Raw genomic sequence first — 20,869 nt, forward strand, 5'->3', positions numbered from 1 at the left:
GGTTCATATCAGACCGCTACCAGCACGACGGCGCCGATTACCAGCACGGCACCAGCAGCCATCGAGGCGGCATACCAACGCAGTTGACCGGTCTCGGTACGGCTCAGGGCGGTGTGACCACCCTTGGCCATGCGCGGGATCAGACCGATGGTCTGGTCGAGCGGGTCTTTGCGCAGGATGTGGCTGATCGCCAGGTAAGGCTTGACGAACAGTTTGTCGTAGATCCAGTCGAAGCCCCAGGCAGCGAACCACCAGGCCGACAGGAAGCGGCCGATACCGCTGTTGGCGATGGCGGTCACGAAGCGACGCTTGCCGAGGAACAGCAGCGCGGCCAGCAGGATACCGGACAGGGCGATGGCGCCCGAAGCGATTTCCAGACTGTGCTTGGCTTCGCCACCGGCATGGCCGACGCTTTCCGGCAGTACACCGTGCAGCGGCGGAACGATCATCGCGCCAATGGCGGTGGACAATACGATCAGCACCGACAGTGGCAGCCAGTGAGCGATGCCGTGACCGGCGTGGGCTTCGGTCTTCGCTTCACCATGGAACGTGATGAAGATCAGGCGGAAGGTGTACAGCGAAGTCATGAACGCGCCGACCAGACCTGCGTAGAGCAGACCGTGGTTGCCGCTGGCGAACGCTTCCCAGAGGATTTCGTCCTTGGAGTAGAAGCCTGCGGTCACCAGTGGCAGGGCCGCCAGGGCCGCACCGCCGACGATGAAGCTGGCGTAGGCCAGAGGCAATTTCTTCCACAGGCCGCCCATCTTGAAGATGTTCTGCTCGTGGTGGCAGGCAACGATCACCGCACCGGATGCAAGGAACAGCAAGGCCTTGAAGAAGGCGTGGGTCATCAGGTGGAAGATCGCGCCATCCCAGGCGCCCACGCCCAGGGCCAGGAACATGTAGCCGATCTGGCTCATGGTCGAGTAGGCGAGGATACGTTTGATGTCGGTCTGAACCAGGGCTGCAAAACCTGCCAGGACCAGGGTCACGCCACCGACGATGCCTACTAGATGCAGGATATCCGGCGCGAGGGCGAACAGACCGTGGGTACGGGCGATCAGGTAGACACCGGCGGTCACCATGGTTGCGGCGTGGATCAGTGCCGAAACCGGGGTAGGACCGGCCATCGCATCCGCCAGCCAGGTTTGCAGCGGCAGTTGCGCGGATTTACCGACAGCGCCACCCAGCAGCATCAGGGTGGCCAGGACCATCCAAATGTTGCCCGCCTGGAATTTCTGCGGTGCCAGCACCAGCAGTTCCTGGACGTTCAGGGTACCCAGTTGGGCGAACAGGATGAACAGGCCGATGGCCATGAACACGTCGCCGATGCGGGTCACGATGAAGGCTTTGAGTGCGGCGTTACCGTTGTTGCGGTTGCTGTAGTAGAAACCGATCAACAGGTACGAGCACAAGCCCACGCCTTCCCAACCGAAGTACAGGAACAACAGGTTATCGCCCAGCACCAGGAACAGCATGCTGGCGATAAACAGGTTGGTGTAGGCGAAGAAACGCGAGTAACCGGCTTCACCGCGCATGTACCAGGACGCGAACAGGTGGATCAGGAAGCCAACGCCGACGACCACACCGAGCATGGTCAGGGACAGACCATCCAGGTACAGCGCGAAGTTCGGCTTAAAGCCTTCCACCGCCATCCACTGCCACAACACTTGGGTGTAGTGACCGCCTTCAGGTGGCGCGACGTTGAATTGCCAGATCACGTAGGCCGTGACGATGGCAGACAAGCCGATGGAGCCGACGCCGATCAGCGCCGAAAGGTTTTCCGAGAGGCGTCCACGGGAGAACGACAGCAGCAGGAAACCAATGAGAGGGAATACGAAAGTCAGATAGAGAAGATTCATCCGCGCATCTCGCTGGCAGCGTCGATATCGAGAGTGTGGAAGCGGCGGTACAGCTGCAACAGAATCGCCAGGCCAATACTGGCCTCGGCGGCTGCCAGGCTGATCACCAGGATGAACATGATCTGTCCATCCGGCTGCGCCCAGCGGCTACCGGCAACAATGAACGCCAAAGCGGAGGCATTCATCATGACCTCCAGGCTCATCAGCACGAAAAGAATGTTGCGGCGGACCATCAGGCCGACCAGACCGAGGCAGAACAGGATGCCGGCGACCGCCAGACCATGCTCCATAGGGATAGCAGGCATCGTCATTGCTCCTTGGCTTCGTTGCGGCCCAAGTGGAACGCCGTGACGGCTGCGGCGAGCAGCAGCATCGAGGCGAGTTCAACCACCAGCAGATAAGGACCGAACAGGCTGATGCCCACGGCCTTGGCGTCTACGGTGGTGTGGCCGATGGCCTGACCGGTCTGGTGGGAGAACAGCACATACAGCAGTTCCACCAGCAGCAAGGCTGCGAGGGCGACCGGGCCGCCCCAGATACCGGGCTTGAGCCAGACGCGCTCTTGCTGAACCGAGGCAGGCCCCAGGTTCAGCATCATCACCACGAACACGAACAGCACCATGATGGCGCCAGCGTAGGCGATCACTTCCAGTACACCGGCAAACGGCGCGCCGAGGGCGAAGAACGTCATCGCCACGGCAATCAGCGAAATGATCAGGTAGAGCAGGGCGTGCACAGGGTTGGTGTTGGTGATCACGCGAAGCGTGGATACAACAGCGATACCCGATGCGAAATAGAAAGCGAATTCCATCTTTCTTCCTTAAGGCAGCAAGCTCTTCACGTTGATCGGTTCGGCTTCATTCTGCGCGGAGCCTTTCGGCTTACCGGCAATCGCCATACCTGCAACACGATAGAAGTTGTAATCAGGGTTTTTGCCGGGGCCGGAGATCAGCAGATCTTCTTTCTCGTAAACCAGGTCCTGACGTTTGAACTCGGCCATCTCGAAATCCGGTGTCAGCTGGATCGCGGTGGTCGGGCAGGCTTCCTCGCAGAGGCCGCAAAAGATGCAGCGCGAGAAGTTGATGCGGAAGAACTCCGGATACCAGCGACCGTCGTCGGTTTCGGCTTTCTGTAGCGAGATGCAACCGACCGGGCAAGCCACGGCGCACAGGTTGCAGGCTACACAACGCTCTTCGCCGTCGGGGTCGCGGGTCAGGACAATACGCCCACGGTAGCGCGGCGGCAGGTAGACCGGTTCTTCCGGGTACTGCAGCGTGTCGCGCTTGCGGAAGGCGTGGCTAAAAATCATCACCAGGCTGCGAAGCTGGGTGAAGAAGCCATGCACGATGTCAAAAATGTACTTCATGATTCTCTATCCTCACTGAGCCGCGACGGCGGGCGTGTTGAGCAACACGATCGCAGCGGTCACCAGCATGTTGACGAGGGTCAGCGGCAGGCAGAACTTCCAGCTGAAATCCATCACTTGGTCATACCGTGGGCGCGGAATCGAGGCGCGCAACAGGATGAAGAACATGATGAAGAACGCGGTTTTCAGCGCGAACCAGATGAACGGGATCTGCGGCAGAATGCCGAACGGACCGTGCCAGCCACCGAAGAACAAGGTCACCAGCAGCGCCGAAATCAACACGATGCCGATGTACTCACCGACGAAGAACATGCCCCATTTCATGCCGGCGTATTCAATGTGGTAACCGTCGGCCAGTTCCTGTTCCGCTTCCGGCTGGTCGAACGGGTGACGGTGAGTCACGGCCACGCCGGCGATGAAGAAGGTCAGGAAGCCGAAGATCTGCGGAATGACGAACCACAGGTGCTGAGCCTGATAGTCGACGATGTCGCGCATGTTGAACGAGCCAACCTGGATCACGATGCCCATCAGCGACAGGCCCATGAACACTTCGTACGACACGGTTTGTGCCGAGGCCCGCAAGCTGCCCAACAGGGCGAACTTGTTGTTACTCGACCAACCGGCGAACAGCACCGCGTAGACCGACAGGCCGGCCATGGCAAAGAAGAACAGGATGCCGATGTTCAGATCCGCCACGCCCCAGGTCGGGGTGATCGGGATGATCGCGAAGGCAATCAGCAAGGCGCTCATGGCGACTACCGGTGCCAGGGTGAAGATCACCTTGTCGGCGAACGGCGGGGTCCAGTCTTCCTTGAAGAACATCTTGATCATGTCGGCAGCGATCTGGAACGCACCGAACGGACCGACGCGGTTCGGACCGTAACGGTCCTGCCAGAGGGCGAGCAGACGACGCTCGACCCAGCTGAGCAGGGCGCCGCAGACCACCACGGCGAGCAGAATCACCACGGCCTTGAGGACCGCGATGATGATGTCGATCACTTCAGGAGTGAACAAGGTCATTGAGCTGCCTCCTGCAGACCGTCAACGGATTTGCCAAAGATCGCTGGCGGAATGCCGGCGATGCCCGCAGGCAATGCCACTAGACCGGCGCCCAGCGCTTCATTGATGCGCAGCGGCAGACGCAGGGTCTGGCCGGCCACGTTCAAGCTCAGCATCGCGCCGTCGTTGACACCCAGGCGGTCAGCTTCGGATTTGGCCAGTGCGACGTAGGCGGCCGGAATGCGTTCTTGAACCGGAGCGGCTTTCGAAGAGTTCTCTTCGCTGCCGAACAGGTGGAAGAACGGCACAACCTGCCAGGTGCCTTGAGCCGGGTTGAACGCGCGCGGAACACTGGCAAACCAGTTCAGCGAGTCACCGGTGCTTTCGATCAGGCGGGTGCCCGGGTCGCCAGCACGAATGTGACCACCGACTTCGTCCTGGAACTTGTTCCAGGCTTGCGGTGAGTTCCAGCCTGGAGACCAGGCGAATGGCACTTGCTGACGCGGTTCGGTGGAGCCCGAGTAACCTTCCATCGAGAAGGCGAACGCGGTGTCCTTGTCCTGCGGGGTACGCGGTTCGTGCACGCTGATGTCGGCGCGCATGGCGGTACGACCAGAGTAGCGCAGCGGTTCACGGGCCAGTTTCATGCCCTTGATGCGGAACGCGGCGGACGGTGCGGCATCGACGATGCGATTGAGCAGCGGTGTGCTCGAAGCAACGGCAGCGGTGACGTGATCCAGCTGGGTCCAGTCGATCGGCTGGTTCAGCAGGGTCGCGCGCAAGGCATGCAGCCAGCGCCAGCCTTCGTGAACCAGGATGCTCGCATCCATGTACTTCGGATCGAAGACCTGGAAGAAGCGCTGGGCGCGGCCTTCCTGGCTGACCAGCGTACCGTCGCCTTCAGCGAAGCTGGCGGCTGGCAGAACCAGGTGCGCGCGATCGCTGGTGGCAGTCTTCTGATGGTCAGCGACGATCAGTACTTTCGCGGCGTTCAGGGCAGCATCGACACGAGCTTTGTCGGTACGGGTGTACAGATCGTTTTCCAGTACGACGATGGCGTCGGCACGGCCGTCGATCACTGCTTGCAGCGCGGCGTCGACCGATTCGCCACCGAGCATGGCCAGGCCGAGGCTGTTGGCCTCTGGCACGATCAGGCTGATGGAACCGTTCTTCTCGCGCAGCTTCAGGGCTTTTGCAATGTTGGCAGCAGCCTCAATCAGCGCCTTGGAGCCCAGGGACGTACCGGCGATGATCAGTGGGCGCTTGGCAGCGAGCAGGGCGTCGGCAATGCGCTTGGCCAGCTCGAGGGCTTCGGCGTCCAGGCCTTCAACGGCAGGCGCGCTGGCGTCGAGAGCGTGAGCCACAGCGAAACCGATGCGGGCCAGATCGTCGGGAGCTGCGTGAACGCATTCTTCGGCGATGTCGTCGAGCTTGGTTTCAGCCAGGCTGGCGATGAACAGCGGGTTCAGCGCGTGCTGACCGATGTTCTTCACCGCGGCGTCGAGCCAAGGCTGGACGCGCATGGCGTCGGCCATGTCTTCGGCTTTACCTTTGACCGACTGGCGCAGGGCCAGGGCCATACGCGCAGCAGTCTGGGTCAGGTCTTCACCGAGGACGAACACGGCGTCGTGGTCTTCGACGTCGCGCATGTTTGGCACAGGCAGCGGGCTGTCTTTGAGCACCTGCAGTACCAGACGAATGCGTGCAAGCTCCCCGGCTTCGATACCGGAGTAGAAGTGCTCGGCGCCGACCAGTTCGCGCAGCGCGTAGTTGCTTTCGAGGCTGGCGCGTGGCGAACCGATACCGACGATGTTGCGACCGCGCAGCAGGTCGGCAGCTTTATCCAGCGCTTCGTCGAGGCTCAGCTTGGCGCCATTGGCCAGCAGCGGCTGACGTGGACGGTCTTCGCGGTTGACGTAGCCATAACCGAAACGGCCGCGGTCGCACAGGAAGTACTGGTTTACCGAACCGTTGAAACGGTTTTCGATACGACGCAGTTCGCCGTAACGCTCACCCGGGGAAATGTTGCAACCGCTGGAGCAGCCATGGCAGATGCTCGGCGAGAATTGCATGTCCCATTTACGGTTGTAGCGCTCGGAGTGAGTCTTGTCGGTGAACACGCCGGTCGGGCAGACCTCGGTGAGGTTGCCGGAGAACTCGCTTTCCAGGGTGCCGTCTTCAACGCGACCGAAGTACACGTTGTCGTGGGCGCCGAATACGCCGAGATCGGTGCCGCCGGCGTAGTCCTTATAGAAGCGCACGCAGCGGTAGCAAGCGATGCAGCGGTTCATTTCGTGGGAAATGAACGGGCCCAGTTGCTGGTTCTGGTGGGTACGCTTGGTGAAGCGGTAACGGCGCTCGTTGTGGCCGGTCATTACCGTCATGTCTTGCAGGTGGCAGTGACCGCCCTCTTCACAGACCGGGCAGTCGTGAGGGTGGTTGGTCATCAGCCATTCAACAACGCTGGCGCGGAAGGCCTTGGATTCTTCATCGTCGATGGAGATCCAGGTGCCATCAGTGGCAGGGGTCATGCAGGACATGACGATGCGACCACGGGTGTCGTTTTCGTCTGTGTACTGCTTGACCGCGCACTGGCGGCAAGCGCCAACGCTGCCTAGGGCTGGGTGCCAGCAGAAGTACGGAATATCGAGGCCTAGCGACAGACATGCCTGTAACAGGTTGTCTGCCCCGTCGACTTCGAGCGCTTTGCCGTCTACGTGGATAGTGGCCATGGTTCAAAGTTCTTCGTTGGCCCGGTGTCAGCGGGCGTGGCTAATGGAATCTTGTTATCCGCGCGAATCAAAACAGCCGGTAAAGGCGTCATCGCACGAAAAGCGAAGGGCACGGACCCTTCGCCTTTTTTAAGCGTTTACGCGCCGACTACGATCGGCCTTGCCAGAGGCGGGACGGCAGCGCTGGTAGGCGCGATGCCGGCTTCGAACTCATGGCGGAAGTATTTGATTGCGCTGCCCAACGGCTCCACGGCACCCGGTGCGTGAGCACAGAAGGTCTTGCCTGGGCCGAGGAAACCGACCAGACCCAACAGGGTCTCGATGTCGCCGGCTTGCCCTTCACCGTTCTCGATGGCCATCAAGAGCTTGACGCTCCATGGCAGGCCATCGCGGCAAGGGGTGCAGAAGCCGCAGGATTCGCGGGCGAAGAACTGCTCCATGTTGCGCAGCAGGGACACCATGTTGACGCTGTCGTCCACCGCCATGGCCAGGCCGGTACCCATACGGGTGCCCACTTTGGCGATGCCGCCAGCGTACATTTGTGCGTCCAGGTGTTCCGGCAACAGGAAACCGGTACCGGCGCCGCCAGGCTGCCAGGCCTTGAGCTTGTAACCGTCGCGCATGCCGCCGGCGTAGTCTTCGAACAGCTCGCGACCGGTGACGCCGAACGGCAATTCCCACAGGCCCGGATTCTTGACCTTGCCGGAGAAGCCCATGAGCTTGGTGCCCATGTCTTCACTGCCTTCACGGGCCAACGATTTGTACCAGTCCACGCCATCGGCAATGATCGCCGGCACGTTGCACAGGGTTTCAACGTTGTTCACGCAAGTCGGCTTGCCCCACACGCCAACGGCGGCAGGGAAGGGCGGCTTGGAGCGCGGGTTGGCGCGGCGGCCTTCGAGGGAGTTGATCAGTGCGGTTTCTTCACCGCAGATGTAACGCCCGGCGCCGGTGTGGACGAACAGCTCGAAATCGAAGCCGCTGCCCAGGATGTTCTTGCCCAAAAGTCCCGCTGCCTTGGCTTCTTCCACGGCACGGTTCAGGTGCTTGGCGGCGGTGGTGTACTCGCCACGCAGGAAGATGTAGCCACGGTAGGTTTTCAGTGCGCGGGCACTGATCAGCATGCCTTCGATCAGCAGATGGGGCAGTTGCTCCATCAACATGCGGTCTTTCCAGGTGTTCGGCTCCATTTCATCCGCGTTACACAGCAGGTAGCGGATGTTGATGGATTCGTCTTTGGGCATCAGGCCCCACTTCACGCCAGTGGGGAAGCCTGCACCGCCGCGACCTTTAAGGCCTGCGTCTTTCACGGTCTGGACGATATCGTCCTGAGCCATGTCGGCGAAGGCCTTGCGCGCAGCGGCGTAACCGTTCTTGGCCTGGTACTCGTCGAGCCATACGGCTTCGCCGTCGTCACGCAGACGCCAAGTGAGCGGGTGAGTCTCGGCCGACCGCTTGATGCGGTTGGCAGGACCGAAGGAAGTCAGGGTCATACGTAGCCCTCGAGCAATTTGGCAACGCCGGCAGGCTGCACATCACCGAAAGTGTCGTCGTCGATCATCAACGCCGGCGCCTTGTCGCAGTTGCCGAGGCAGCAGACCGGCAGCAGGGTGAAACGACCATCGTTGGTGGTCTGACCCAGGCCGATGCCCAGCTTGCTCTGGATTTCGCTGACCACGGACTCATGGCCGCCGATGTAGCAGACCATGCTGTCGCAGACGCGAATGATGTGACGGCCGACCGGTTGACGGAAGATCTGGCTATAGAAAGTCGCCACGCCTTCAACGTCACTGGCCGGGATGCCCAGCATCTCGCCGATGGCGTAAAGGGCGCCGTCTGGCACCCAGCCACGTTCCTTCTGGACGATCTTCAGGGCTTCGATCGACGCCGCGCGCGGGTCTTCGTAGTGATGCAGCTCGTGCTCGATGGCCGAGCGCTCGGTTTCACTCAAAGTGAAACGGTCTGTCTGGATAAGCGTGCTGTTCATGCTTAGCGGTCCACGTCGGCCATAACGAAATCGATACTACCCAGGTACGCGATCAAGTCCGCGACCATGCTGCCTTTGATCACCGAAGGGATCTGCTGCAGATGCGGGAAGCTTGGGGTACGAATCCGGGTGCGGTAGCTCATGGTGCCGCCATCGCTCGTCAGGTAATAACTGTTGATGCCCTTGGTCGCTTCGATCATCTGGAAGGATTCGTTGGCCGGCATGACCGGGCCCCACGAAACTTGCAGGAAGTGCGTGATCAAGGTTTCGATGTGTTGCAGCGTGCGCTCTTTCGGTGGCGGGGTAGTCAGCGGGTGATCCGCCTTGTACGGGCCTTCCGGCATGTTGCGCATGCACTGATCGATGATCCTGATGCTCTGGCGCATTTCTTCGACGCGCACGATGCAACGGTCGTAGGCATCGCCATTGGCGGCCAGCGGTACTTCGAATTCGAAGTTCTCGTAGCCCGAGTACGGGCGCGCTTTACGCAGGTCGAAGTCGCAACCGGTCGAACGCAGGCCAGCACCGGTCACGCCCCATTCCAGGGCTTGCTTGGTGTTGTAGTCGGCGACGCCGATGGTCCGGCCACGCAGGATGCTGTTGTCCAGTGCGGCTTTCTGGTATTCGTCGAGACGCTTTGGCATCCACTCGACGAAATCCTTGACCAGTTTTTCCCAGCCGCGCGGCAGGTCGTGGGCGACGCCACCGATGCGGTACCAGGCCGGGTGCAGGCGGAAACCGGTAATGGCTTCGATCACCGTGTACGCGCGCTGGCGGTCGGTGAAGGTGAAGAACACCGGGGTCATGGCGCCGACGTCCTGGATGTAGGTACCCAGGAACAGCAGGTGGCTGGTGATCCGGAAGAACTCGGCCATCATGATGCGGATGACGTCGACCTTCTCGGGCACCTTGATGCCGGCCAGCTTCTCGACCGAGAGCACGTACGGCAGGTTGTTCATCACGCCGCCGAGGTAGTCGATACGGTCGGTGTACGGAATGAAGCTGTGCCAGGACTGACGCTCGGCCATCTTCTCGGCACCACGGTGGTGGTAGCCGACGTCCGGTACACAGTCGACGATCTCTTCACCGTCCAGCTGCAAGATGATGCGGAACGCACCGTGCGCCGAAGGGTGGTTGGGACCCAGGTTGAGGAACATGTAGTCCTCGTTCGGGCCGGAACGTTTCATGCCCCAGTCTTCAGGCTTGAAGCGCGCGGCTTCTTCCTCAAGCTGTTGCTTGGCCAGGGTCAGGCTGAATGGATCGAACTCGGTGGCACGGGCCGGGAAGTCCTTGCGCAGCGGGTGACCTTCCCAGGTCGGCGGCATCATGATGCGGGTCAGGTGCGGGTGACCTTTGAAGTCGATACCGTACATGTCCCAGACTTCACGCTCGTACCAGTTGGCATTCGGCCAGATGCTGGTGACGGTCGGCAGGCTGAGGTCGCTCTCGGATAAGGCGACCTTGATCATTACGTCACTATTACGCTCGATCGACATCAAGTGATAGAAAACGGAGAACTCGACGCCGTTCGGCAGCCCTTGACGCTTGGTGCGCAGGCGCTCGTCCACGCCGTGCAGGTCATAAAGCATGACGTACGGCTTGGGCAGGTTGCGCAGGAAAGTCAGGACTTCAACGAGTTTGGCGCGGGCAACCCAAAGCACCGGCATGCCGGTGCGGGTAGGCTGGGCGGTGAACGCCTCGGGGCCAAAACGGTTGTTCAGTTCGACGACCACATCCTGGTCGTCTGCCTTGTAAGGCGGGATGTACAGAGCACTGCCTGTAGTCATGGTTATTTTATCGCTTTCGGTCAACGTAAAGAATGAGGCCAGTTTTTCGTTTCTTTGAAACAGCTGAACTGGATCAGACTTCGTCGGGGCTGCGCAGGTTGGTCACTGCGATACGCTGTTCGCGGCGCTTTTCCTTTTCGGAAGGCATCTCGGCGCGATAAACGCCTTGATCACCGACGACCCAGGAAAGTGGGCGACGCTCCTGGCCAATCGACTCCTGCAGCAGCATCAAGCCTTGCAGGAAAGCTTCAGGGCGGGGCGGGCAGCCAGGCACGTAGACGTCCACGGGCAGGAACTTGTCCACCCCTTGAACGACAGAGTAGATGTCGTACATGCCACCGGAGTTGGCGCACGAACCCATGGAGATAACCCATTTAGGTTCGAGCATTTGCTCGTAGAGACGCTGAATGATCGGCGCCATCTTGATGAAGCAGGTACCGGCGATAACCATGAAATCCGCCTGACGCGGCGATGCCCGGATAACCTCGGCGCCAAAGCGCGCGATGTCGTGGGGCGCCGTGAAGGCGGTGGTCATTTCCACGTAGCAGCACGAAAGACCGAAGTTATACGGCCACAGGGAGTTCTTGCGCCCCCAGTTGATCGTGCCGTTAAGCACGTCTTCGAGCTTGCCCATGAAAATGTTTTTGTGGACTTGATCTTCTAACGGATCGGAAACGGTTTCCCGTTCGCCAATCGGATACTGCTCGTTAGGAGCATCGGGGTCGATCCTGGTGAGATTGTATTGCATTGCCAAAGCCTCATTGTTTCAGCTTCGCTTGCCGCTTACGACGAGCTTCCGGAGCCCAGTCAAGGGCGCCCACTCGGAATAGGTAGACAAGGCCTGCCAACAGAATTGCTATGAAAACGAGAGCTTCGACGAATCCGGTCCAGCCGCTTTCGCGGACGGACACAGACCATGCAAAGAGAAAGAGGGCTTCGATATCGAAGATCACGAAGAGCATCGCGACCAGATAGAATTTGGCTGAGAGCCGCAAGCGGGCGCCACCTGTAGGTAGCATGCCGGACTCGAACGGTTCGTTTTTGCTGCGGCCCCAGGCTTTTGACCCAAGGAGGCTGGAGACGCCGAGCATGAAGGCGCAGAGGCCGACAACGCCCAGAAGGAAAATGGCAAAGCCCCAGTTGTGGGCCATGAGTCCTGTCGCTTCGGGCATGCTGGTAATCCTTAACAGAGAGCAAAGGTCTCTGAGCTTGAAAAAGAAACAAAGCAGTGACGATATGTCGCAGCAATCAATCCCGCTGATTTTATGGCTAAACACCCCGCAAGTAAAATTCCTATAGCGAAATTATTTATAGGAATAAGGACATAGCGAACGCCAAAAGCGCCGTAGGCCTTGCGTTGCGGGCATTAGCCGGTTTTTCGGGAATTATGTTTTGTAGGGAATGTAACGAATATAGTTCCAGCTAAATGATAATCAATATTGTTTGGTTTGATTTTTAAACTGTTTATTCGGCTTGAAGTTGGGAAGTTGTCTTATATGGACGTAACTGCAAGCAGGGGTGGGGCACGTTTGAGCGGATTTTCTGGCTGCTGTGTGGGTTTGAGCGGGCCCGTATTCTGTAGGAGCGAGGCTTGCCCGCGAAGAACGCGCTGCGGTGTTTCAGGTGCTGCGCGTCATCGTTCTTCGCGGGCAAGCCTCGCTCCTACAGGGGCGGGGGGAATCCCGGACAAAAAAACGCCCCGAACCAGTCGGGGCGTCAGATGTGCAGCGCTGCGGTTAGCTTTCTATACGGTCCGCAACGGCCGTTTACTCAGGCGAAGCAATCAGTGGAACTGTTCTTCTTCAGTCGAGCCGGTCAGCGCGGTAACCGAAGATGAGCCACCCTGGATCACGGTGGTCATGTCGTCGAAGTAGCCGGTGCCCACTTCCTGCTGGTGAGCCACGAAGGTGTAACCCTTGGAGGCGTCAGCGAATTCCTGCTCTTGCAGCTTCACGTAGGCAGTCATGTCGTTACGGGCGTAGTCGTGCGCCAGGTTGAACATGCTGTGCCACATGTTGTGAATGCCGGCCAGGGTGATGAACTGGTGTTTGTAACCCATGGCGGACAGTTCGCGCTGGAACTTGGCGATGGTCGCGTCGTCCAGGTTTTTCTTCCAGTTGAAGGAAGGCGAGCAGTTGTACGACAGCAGTTGGTCCGGGTATTCCTTTTGATCGCTTCGGCGAAGCGACGGGCTTCGTCCAGATCCGGCTTGGCGGTTTCGCACCAGATCAGGTCGGCGTACGGCGCGTAGGCCAGGCCGCGAGCGATTGCCTGGTCCAGACCGGCGCGCACTTTGTAGAAGCCTTCCTGGGTACGTTCGCCAGTCACGAATGGCTGGTCGTACGGGTCGCAGTCGGAAGTCAGCAAGTCAGCTGCGTTAGCGTCGGTACGGGCCAAGATGATGGTCGGAGTACCGGCTACGTCGGCTGCCAGACGGGCAGCGGTCAGCTTCTGTACGGCTTCCTGGGTAGGAACCAGTACCTTGCCGCCCATGTGGCCGCATTTCTTCACGGAAGCCAGTTGGTCTTCGAAGTGAACGCCAGCGGCGCCTGCTTCGATCATGCTCTTCATCAGCTCGTAAGCGTTCAGTACGCCACCGAAACCGGCTTCGGCGTCAGCAACGATCGGTGCGAAGTAGTCGATGTAGCCTTCATCGCCCGGATTCTTACCGGCTTTCCACTGGATCTGGTCAGCACGACGGAACGAGTTGTTGATGCGCTTGACCACGGTTGGAACCGAGTCCACCGGGTACAGCGACTGATCCGGGTACATCGATTCGGCGGAGTTGTTGTCCGCAGCTACTTGCCAGCCCGACAGGTAGATCGCCTGGATGCCGGCTTTTACTTGTTGTACAGCCTGGCCGCCGGTCAGGGCGCCCATGCAGTTGACGAAATCTTTATCAGGACGGAAGGATGGCTTGGCGCCCTGGGTAACCAGGTTCCACAGCTTCTCGGCGCCGAGTTTTGCAAAGGTGTGCTCAGGTTGAACCGAACCACGCAGGCGGACGACGTCAGCAGCGGAGTAAGCGCGTGTCACGCCTTTCCAGCGTGGGTTTTCAGCCCAGTCTTTTTCGAGGGCTGCAATTTGCTGTTCGCGTGTCAGTGCCATGGAGATAAACCTCGTCGCGTCTTGTATGAAAAGTTGTTCTGCGGTGGAAAATTCCTGCGCTCGCTGACCAGAAGCTTAGGCGGTCAAGTCGGATTCGGCGGGGATGGCGACGGGATGAACGATGGGCTCGAGGGGAAGTGAGCAGGTAAAGGCGGACTGCGGGCGCATTCGGGCGTCGTGGGCCTTGGTGCGAACATCAGTGTGGTGCCGGTTACCTAATTACGCTTCCGTCCCTCGGGACAACTTCGTTCCAGTCGGCAACCTCGTCAAACACACCTTGTGGGCGGTACAGACACGAAGCGGTTCGCGGGGTAGATGCGAACATCGCCTCGAAGGCCCTTGCCAGGGCCCCTGATTAGCGGGAGCGAGGCCATCATGCCTTCGCTTTTTTGGCTCGTCAAACGTTTTGTAGTGCTTTTTTTCAAGCACTACATCTTTGGTCTAATACGACTTGCCAGTCAGTATTCGGTGGTTTAGTCCAGCGCATCGACCTTTACCCGCAAAGTCATGTCATCACGCCCCTGGGTCGAGTAGCTGCGGGTTCCACCCTGTTTGTCGGCCTGTGTCTGGCGATTCACCCCGGCCAGCATGATCCATTCGCCAAGGCGCCCGGTGACGGTTGTGTCGGTGCTTTGCACGTTCACTACATCGGGACGTTCCTGGCTCATGCGGTCACGGTTGGTACTGATCGACAGGTGCACGATCTCGCCGGTGACGCTGGCGGTGACATAGAAACCCTGGGTGACGTTGCGGTATTCGGTTTGGCTGCGCAGGTCACCGTAGGAGTCGGTCTGGCTGCTGGTCAGCGGCACGCTCTGGCCGACCTGGATCAGTGCCGGCATCCCATCGGTGGCCTGGATTTGCTGGATGCCCCCGTCACGACTGTCGGTGCTGCGATTGATGATGCGAGTCTGACTCGGCTTGGCGCCATTCACCGAATAACCCTGATCACCCTGGAAGTTGTTTTCGTTGGTGTCGACGGTGATCAACAGGCGTTTTGGGGCGGTATCAAGTTGGCCTAACAAGGTTTTAAGTTCGTCGATCTTGCGCTGATCGGCGTTGACTATGAGCTGATTGCCGTAGGCGCTGACCTGGCCTTCCTTGCCGATGAAATCCTGCGCTACCGGTAACATATTGGCGCTGGTGTGGTAGTTCAGTGGCACGATTTCGGTGGCTGCCATGACCGAAAAACTGCAGGTCACCAACAGTGTGGTGAGCAGGGTGCGTAGGGACATATCCGTTATCTCCGCCTTCAAAGACTGTATGTTGCCACTTTGTCGGCCCGCAGTGGGGCAAGTTGAATCGCAGGCAGCAAAACGCCCCGGCATTGGAGAATGGCGGGGCGTTTTTGTGCAGATCTTTCGGTCGCCTTCGCGGGCAAGCCTCGCTCCTACGGAGCGTGGGTACCTGTAGGAGCGAGGCTTGCCCGCGAAAAGGGCGGCGCGGTTTTAAGCCGACTCGCGCACCATGTCCACATGCGGGATGCCCGCTTCCAGAAATTCCTCACTGACCATGCGAAAACCCAGGCGCTCATAGAACGCCGTGGCCTGTACCTGGGCGCTGAGCATCTGCTGCTTCAGCCCACGCTTGTCGGCTTCACCGATCACCGCCTGCATCAGCGCATCGCCGACTTTCAGTCCGCGCCAGTCCTTGAGTACCGACACCCGGCCGACGTGTCCGTCGGGCAGCAAGCGAGCGGTACCGACCGGAAAGTCACCTTCCAGAGCCAGGAAATGCACGGCAGTTACGTCGTCAGCATCCCATTCCAGTTCAGGCGGGACGGACTGCTCGGCGACAAACACCGCTTCACGAATGCGCCGGATCTCGGCGTTATCCTTTTGCCAGTCTGCGACACGTACGTGAATCTTATTCATCGGCGAACCCCAGGCTTCCCTGCTTGACTAGTTCGCACAGCAGGCCGCGGCCGTCTTCGTCGGTCAACCAGTCACCCAGGTTGTCGACGTGCAGTGCGTCGGCGGCGCAGATCATCTTCAGCAGTTCGCGCAGTTTGCCGGGCAGGTAACGGCTCTGGCCGCTGGCGAACAGCAGCAGGTCGTCATCGACTTCCGACCAGGCCAGGCGCGCGCTCGGGTTGCGGATCAGTACCGCGCCCTGCTCCAGGGCGCTGAGGACGTCGTCTTCTTCGAGGTCTTCCGGGCCGACTACCAGTTCCGGGTAGCGCGGTTCGGTCATGAACTGGCCAAACCAGGTCAACAGCAGGCGCTCGTCGCTCATATGCTCAGCCAGCAGGCCTTTCAAGCGGTCGAGGGCGTCGTGTTGAATCTGATGTGGGTCGGTCACTGGCAAGGCGTCGGCGTCGGTGTAACGCTCTTCGTCCGGCAGGAACTGGCTGAGGAAGTCGGTGAAGTGGGTCAGCACTTCAGCGGCGCTCGGTGCGCGGAAACCGACGGAGTAGGTCAAGCAATCGTCGACAGCCACGCCGCAGTGGGCCAGGCGCGGCGGCAGGTACAGCATATCGCCCGGTTCCAGTACCCACTCATCGGTAGCTTCGAAATCAGCGAGAATACGCAGATCGGCGTGTTGCAGCAGCGGGCTCTCGGAGTCGCACATCTGGCCGATTTTCCAGTTGCGCTTGCCGTGGCCTTGCAGCAGGAATACGTCGTAGTTGTCGAAGTGCGGACCGACGCTGCCACCGGGGGCTGCGAAGCTGATCATCACGTCGTCGATGCGCCAGCTTGGCAGGAAGCGGAAGTGCTCCAGCAGTTCGCTGACTTCCGGAACGAACTGGTCCACCGCTTGAACCAGCAGGGTCCACTCGCGTTCCGGCAATTTGCTGAATTCGTCTTCGGCAAACGGGCCGCGACGCAATTCCCATGGGCGCTCGCCGTGCTCGATGATCAGGCGTGATTCGACTTCTTCTTCCAGCGCCAGGCCGGCCAGTTCGTCGGCGTCGATCGGGCTTTCGAAATCGGGAATTGCCTGACGGATCAACAGCGGTTTTTTCTGCCAGTAGTCGCGCAGGAATTCCCGTGCCGTGATGCCGCCCAAAAGTTGAAGAGGAATGTCAGGATTCATGTGTAACCTATTGAAAAAAATTACTTTTCATACGGGAATAAAAACGCCCGGCGCTGCCGGGCGTCTTAAAAGGGTCAAGCGGTCGATCAGATGCGTTTGGCTTGCTCTACAGCGTTACCGATGTAGTTCGCCGGGGTGAGCAATTTCAGCTCGGCCTTGGCCGCGGCTGGCATGTCCAGGCCGTCGATGAAAGTCTGCAGCGCTTGTGGGCTGATGCCCTTGCCGCGCGTCAGTTCTTTCAGCTTCTCGTACGGATTTTCGATGTTGTAGCGGCGCATCACGGTCTGGATTGGCTCGGCCAGGACTTCCCAGCAAGCGTCCAGATCGGCAGCAATTTTGTCAGCGTTGAGTTCGAGCTTGCTGATGCCTTTGAGGCTGGCTTCGTACGCGATCACGCTGTGGGCGAAGCCGACACCGAGGTTGCGCAGTACGGTGGAGTCGGTCAGGTCGCGCTGCCAGCGGGAGATCGGCAGCTTGCTCGCCAGGTGCTGGAACAGTGCGTTGGCGATGCCCAGGTTGCCTTCGGAGTTTTCGAAGTCGATCGGGTTGACCTTGTGCGGCATGGTCGACGAACCGATTTCGCCAGCGATGGTGCGCTGTTTGAAGTAACCCAGGGAGATGTAGCCCCAGATGTCACGGTCGAAGTCGATCAGGATGGTGTTGAAGCGAGCGATCGCGTCGAACAGTTCGGCGATGTAGTCGTGCGGCTCGATTTGCGTGGTGTACGGGTTGAAGCCCAGGCCCAGCTCGTCTTCGATGAAGGCGCGGGCGTTGGCTTCCCAGTCGATCTCAGGGTAGGCCGACAGGTGTGCGTTGTAGTTGCCGACAGCGCCGTTGATCTTGCCCAGCAGCGGAACGGCGGCGACCTGGGCGATTTGACGCTCCAAGCGGTAAACCACGTTCGCCAGTTCCTTGCCCAGGGTCGTCGGCGAAGCCGGTTGACCGTGGGTACGCGACAGCATCGGCACGTCGGCAAAACGGATGGCCAGTTCGCGGATGGCTTCGGCAGTCTGGCGCATCAGCGGCAGCATCACATCATCACGGCCTTCGCGCAGCATCAGGGCGTGGGACAGGTTGTTGATGTCCTCGCTGGTGCAGGCGAAGTGGATGAATTCGCTGACAGCGGCCAGTTCCGGCAGCTTGGCCGCTTGCTCTTTGAGCAGGTACTCGATGGCTTTAACGTCGTGGTTGGTGGTGCGCTCGATCTCTTTGACGCGCTCGGCGTGCTCCAGAGAGAAGTTTTCCGCCAGGGTATTCAATACCGCGTTGGCTTGCGCGGAGAACGCCGGCACTTCGCTGATGGCAGGGTGAGCGGCCAGGCGCTGGAGCCAGCGCACTTCAACCAGGACGCGGGCACGGATCAGACCGTACTCGCTGAAAATAGGGCGCAGGGCCTGGGTTTTGCCGGCGTAGCGGCCGTCAACAGGGGAAACCGCAGTGAGCGAAGAGAGCTGCATGGGGTGTTCTCGGACAGTCGGGCAACGAAATGGGGCGCGTATCATACATGAAAAAATCCGCGGGTCCGTTGCCAACTGACCAGCGTATTACGCGTTACAGACTACAAAGCGGTGTTACTGATGCGCTTCAGCTGCTGCGCATCAGCGGGTAAAGCTCTTTGAGTAATTTGCGGCGGCTGATCACCAGTTGCCAGCGATGTCCGCCCAATTGCCGCCACAGGCGTGCCGAACGAATGCCGGCCAGCAACAGGGCGCGGATTTTCGAGGCGTTGCTCGGTTGCTGCAGGTTGCGCATGTCGCCGTGGACCTGGATGCGCTGGCGCAGGGTACTCAGGGTGTCCTGGTACAGGCCGCCGCACGCGGCGATCACGTTTTCGTGGGCCGGGCCGAAGTGATCAACCTGGGACTGAATCTGCGGCAGGCGTTTGCCGATCACCTCCAGCATGTCCTCACGCTTGGCCAGTTGGCGCTCAAGGCCAAGCATGGCCAGCGCATAGCGCAGCGGTTCGCGCTGCAGGGCGCTTGGGTCGCGTTCGAGGGCGCCGATCAAGGCGCGATAACCTTCGCGCAGGTTGATGTCGTCGCCACCGTAGACTTCCAGGGTGTCCTTGGGGTCGCGGATCAACAGGCTGCCGAGCATGCAGGTCAGGCCGGCCTCGTTGGTCTGGCCGGTCTTGGCGATCTTGTCGACCAGCACGGCGGCGAGAAATACGCCGCCAAGCGCTGTCAGTTGCTCCTGAATCGGGCTCATTGTTGCTGGCCTTTGGAAGTGCCCTTGCTCGTCCATGGTTCAGCTACTTCGATGACACCGCCACCGAGGCAGATTTCACCGTCATAGAACACCACGGACTGGCCCGGAGTGACCGCGCGTTGCGGATCATCGAAGGTCGCACGGTAGCCGGTAGCGGTCTTTTCCAGGGTGCAGGGCTGGTCGCTCTGGCGATAGCGGACTTTGGCGGTCAGCTTGCGCGGCTGGCTCAGGTCGATCGGGTTGACCCAATAGATGTCGGAGGCGAGCAGGGCGCGGGAGAACAGCCACGGGTGGTCGTTGCCCTGGCCAACGATCAGTTCGTTGTGTTCCAGGTCCTTGATCAGCACGTACCACGGCTCTTCGCCGGCGTCTTTCAAACCTCCGATACCAAGGCCCTGGCGCTGGCCGATGGTGTGGTACATCAAGCCGTGGTGACGGCCGATGACTTCACCTTCGGTGGTTTTGATTTCGCCCGGTTGCGCCGGCAGGTATTGCTTGAGGAAGTCGCTGAAACGGCGTTCGCCGATAAAGCAGATTCCGGTGGAATCCTTTTTCTTCGCCGTTGCCAGTTCGTACTTCTCGGCAATCGCCCGCACTTGAGGTTTTTCCAGTTCGCCGACCGGGAACAGGGTCTTGGCGATCTGTTCGCCGCCGACGGCGTGCAGGAAGTAGCTCTGGTCCTTGTTCGGGTCCAGGCCCTTGAGCAGTTCGGTGCGGCCGTCGATGTCGCGGCGACGCACGTAGTGACCGGTGGCGATCAGGTCGGCACCGAGCACCATGGCGTAGTCGAGGAACGCCTTGAACTTGATCTCGCGGTTGCACAGGATGTCCGGGTTCGGCGTACGGCCGGCCTTGTATTCGGCCAGGAAGTGCTCGAACACGTTGTCCCAGTACTCGGCGGCGAAGTTGGCGGTGTGCAGCTTGATGCCAATCTTGTCGCACACCGCCTGGGCGTCCGCCAGGTCGTCCATTGCGGTGCAGTATTCCGTTCCATCGTCCTCTTCCCAGTTCTTCATGAACAGGCCTTCCACCTCATAACCCTGCTCGATTAGCAGGAGAGCGGAAACGGAAGAGTCCACGCCGCCGGACATACCGACAATGACGCGCTTCTTTTGTGTATCAGAAGGGGCTGGATCACGCATAGGGATTCAATGAGTGTCTTGAAAAAGGACGCGATTCTATCAGGCTCAAGCCTGCAAGGCTAAAGAGAAGGACGGATCAATTCGAGACCGAAGTGAACGCCTGCTAGATAGTCGTCGATGCAGCGGATGATCAGCTCGCTGCGCCAGTGATCGCGCTGCTCGATTAATTCCTCGCGGGTCAACCACTTGGCGCCGACGATGCCGTCATCGAGTTGGTAGTCGGGGTTGTGTTTCAGCGGTTTGGCGATGAAACAGACCCGTTGATAGGTCACACCGTTGCTCGGAGCGGTATAGAGATAAATGCCCAGCACTGCGGTCGGCTCGACGTCCCAGCCGGTTTCCTCGAGGGTTTCACGCACGGCGGCCTCGGTCAGGGTTTCATCCGGGTCCAGGTGGCCAGCGGGCTGGTTGAGCACCGTGCGTCCGTGCTTGAGTTCTTCGACCATCAGGAAGCGACCGTTGTCTTCGACGATGGTGGCGACAGTGATGTGTGGGTGCCAGTCCATGGAGCGTCCTCGATGTCTAAAATTGGAATATGGCCAATGTGGGAGCGGGCTTGCTCGCGAATGCGGTTTATTATTCAACATTGATGTCGACTGGCCCATCGCTTTCGCGAGCAAGCCCGCTCCCACATTTGTCCGT

18 protein-coding genes and 1 pseudogene are annotated in these 20,869 nt (G+C 59.8%); all 19 read right to left on the reverse strand.

Annotated elements, in window-relative coordinates:
* Positions 1-8 precede the first annotated feature (8 nt).
* The 19 genes and pseudogenes from nuoL to CES87_RS23310 all read right to left on the reverse strand — a co-directional run bounded on the left by nuoL (position 9) and on the right by CES87_RS23310 (position 20,733).
* The gene (nuoL, locus tag CES87_RS23215; RefSeq protein ID WP_128607927.1) at positions 9-1,862 is read right to left on the reverse strand and encodes an NADH-quinone oxidoreductase subunit L; all 1,854 of its coding nucleotides are present in this window, start codon (positions 1,860-1,862) and stop codon (positions 9-11) included.
* Positions 1,859-2,167 carry an NADH-quinone oxidoreductase subunit NuoK gene (nuoK, locus tag CES87_RS23220; protein ID WP_007946416.1) on the reverse strand — a complete coding sequence of 103 codons (309 nt, stop codon included), beginning with the start codon at positions 2,165-2,167 and terminating at the stop codon, positions 1,859-1,861. The genes nuoL and nuoK overlap by 4 nt, the downstream gene beginning before the upstream one ends.
* Before the next feature lie 2 nt (positions 2,168-2,169).
* Positions 2,170-2,673 carry an NADH-quinone oxidoreductase subunit J gene (gene nuoJ / locus CES87_RS23225; RefSeq protein WP_128607928.1) on the reverse strand — a complete coding sequence of 168 codons (504 nt, stop codon included), beginning with the start codon at positions 2,671-2,673 and terminating at the stop codon, positions 2,170-2,172.
* A gap of 9 nt (positions 2,674-2,682) precedes the next feature.
* On the reverse strand, positions 2,683-3,228 hold the full coding sequence (gene nuoI / locus CES87_RS23230; RefSeq protein ID WP_218196376.1) for an NADH-quinone oxidoreductase subunit NuoI: 546 nt from the start codon (positions 3,226-3,228) through the stop codon (positions 2,683-2,685).
* A 12-nt stretch (positions 3,229-3,240) separates the two neighbouring features.
* A complete protein-coding gene (gene nuoH / locus CES87_RS23235; RefSeq protein WP_128607930.1) occupies positions 3,241-4,248 on the reverse strand; it encodes an NADH-quinone oxidoreductase subunit NuoH in 1,008 nt (335 codons plus the stop codon).
* A complete protein-coding gene (gene nuoG, locus CES87_RS23240) occupies positions 4,245-6,959 on the reverse strand; it encodes an NADH-quinone oxidoreductase subunit NuoG (protein WP_128607931.1) in 2,715 nt (904 codons plus the stop codon). Before nuoG ends, nuoH begins: the two co-directional genes overlap by 4 nt.
* Positions 6,960-7,096: 137 nt before the next feature.
* Positions 7,097-8,452, reverse strand: coding sequence for an NADH-quinone oxidoreductase subunit NuoF (nuoF, locus tag CES87_RS23245; RefSeq protein ID WP_128607932.1), 1,356 nt, complete (start codon positions 8,450-8,452; stop codon positions 7,097-7,099).
* Positions 8,449-8,946 carry an NADH-quinone oxidoreductase subunit NuoE gene (nuoE, locus tag CES87_RS23250; RefSeq protein WP_128607933.1) on the reverse strand — a complete coding sequence of 166 codons (498 nt, stop codon included), beginning with the start codon at positions 8,944-8,946 and terminating at the stop codon, positions 8,449-8,451. The genes nuoF and nuoE overlap by 4 nt, the downstream gene beginning before the upstream one ends.
* Before the next feature lie 2 nt (positions 8,947-8,948).
* Positions 8,949-10,733 carry an NADH-quinone oxidoreductase subunit C/D gene (gene nuoC, locus CES87_RS23255; RefSeq protein ID WP_128607934.1) on the reverse strand — a complete coding sequence of 595 codons (1,785 nt, stop codon included), beginning with the start codon at positions 10,731-10,733 and terminating at the stop codon, positions 8,949-8,951.
* A 73-nt stretch (positions 10,734-10,806) separates the two neighbouring features.
* A complete protein-coding gene (locus CES87_RS23260) occupies positions 10,807-11,481 on the reverse strand; it encodes an NADH-quinone oxidoreductase subunit B family protein (protein ID WP_007946424.1) in 675 nt (224 codons plus the stop codon).
* Positions 11,482-11,491: 10 nt separating this feature from the next.
* Positions 11,492-11,905, reverse strand: a complete 414-nt coding sequence (locus CES87_RS23265; protein WP_003223812.1) for an NADH-quinone oxidoreductase subunit A — start codon at positions 11,903-11,905, stop codon at positions 11,492-11,494.
* Between the two features lie 611 nt (positions 11,906-12,516).
* A pseudogene (gene aceA / locus CES87_RS23275) lies at positions 12,517-13,841 on the reverse strand (isocitrate lyase).
* 473 nt (positions 13,842-14,314) lie between these two features.
* Positions 14,315-15,076: a secretin N-terminal domain-containing protein gene (locus CES87_RS23280; RefSeq protein WP_128607935.1), complete on the reverse strand. Its 762-nt coding sequence runs from the start codon at positions 15,074-15,076 to the stop codon at positions 14,315-14,317.
* Positions 15,077-15,289: 213 nt separating this feature from the next.
* On the reverse strand, positions 15,290-15,715 hold the full coding sequence (locus tag CES87_RS23285) for a GNAT family N-acetyltransferase (protein ID WP_128607936.1): 426 nt from the start codon (positions 15,713-15,715) through the stop codon (positions 15,290-15,292).
* Complete coding sequence (locus CES87_RS23290; protein WP_128607937.1) at positions 15,708-16,877, reverse strand: cupin domain-containing protein; 1,170 nt, start codon at positions 16,875-16,877, stop codon at positions 15,708-15,710. The genes CES87_RS23285 and CES87_RS23290 overlap by 8 nt, the downstream gene beginning before the upstream one ends.
* Before the next feature lie 86 nt (positions 16,878-16,963).
* Positions 16,964-18,334, reverse strand: coding sequence for an adenylosuccinate lyase (gene purB / locus CES87_RS23295; RefSeq protein ID WP_128607938.1), 1,371 nt, complete (start codon positions 18,332-18,334; stop codon positions 16,964-16,966).
* 127 nt (positions 18,335-18,461) lie between these two features.
* On the reverse strand, positions 18,462-19,085 hold the full coding sequence (hflD, locus tag CES87_RS23300) for a high frequency lysogenization protein HflD (RefSeq protein ID WP_128607939.1): 624 nt from the start codon (positions 19,083-19,085) through the stop codon (positions 18,462-18,464).
* The gene (gene mnmA / locus CES87_RS23305) at positions 19,082-20,227 is read right to left on the reverse strand and encodes a tRNA 2-thiouridine(34) synthase MnmA (RefSeq protein WP_128607940.1); all 1,146 of its coding nucleotides are present in this window, start codon (positions 20,225-20,227) and stop codon (positions 19,082-19,084) included. Before mnmA ends, hflD begins: the two co-directional genes overlap by 4 nt.
* A gap of 59 nt (positions 20,228-20,286) precedes the next feature.
* Positions 20,287-20,733 carry an NUDIX hydrolase gene (locus CES87_RS23310; protein ID WP_128607941.1) on the reverse strand — a complete coding sequence of 149 codons (447 nt, stop codon included), beginning with the start codon at positions 20,731-20,733 and terminating at the stop codon, positions 20,287-20,289.
* Positions 20,734-20,869: the final 136 nt, after the last annotated feature.

This window comes from Pseudomonas sp. ERMR1:02 (assembly GCF_002277815.1).
Classification (GTDB): Bacteria; Pseudomonadota; Gammaproteobacteria; order Pseudomonadales; family Pseudomonadaceae; genus Aquipseudomonas.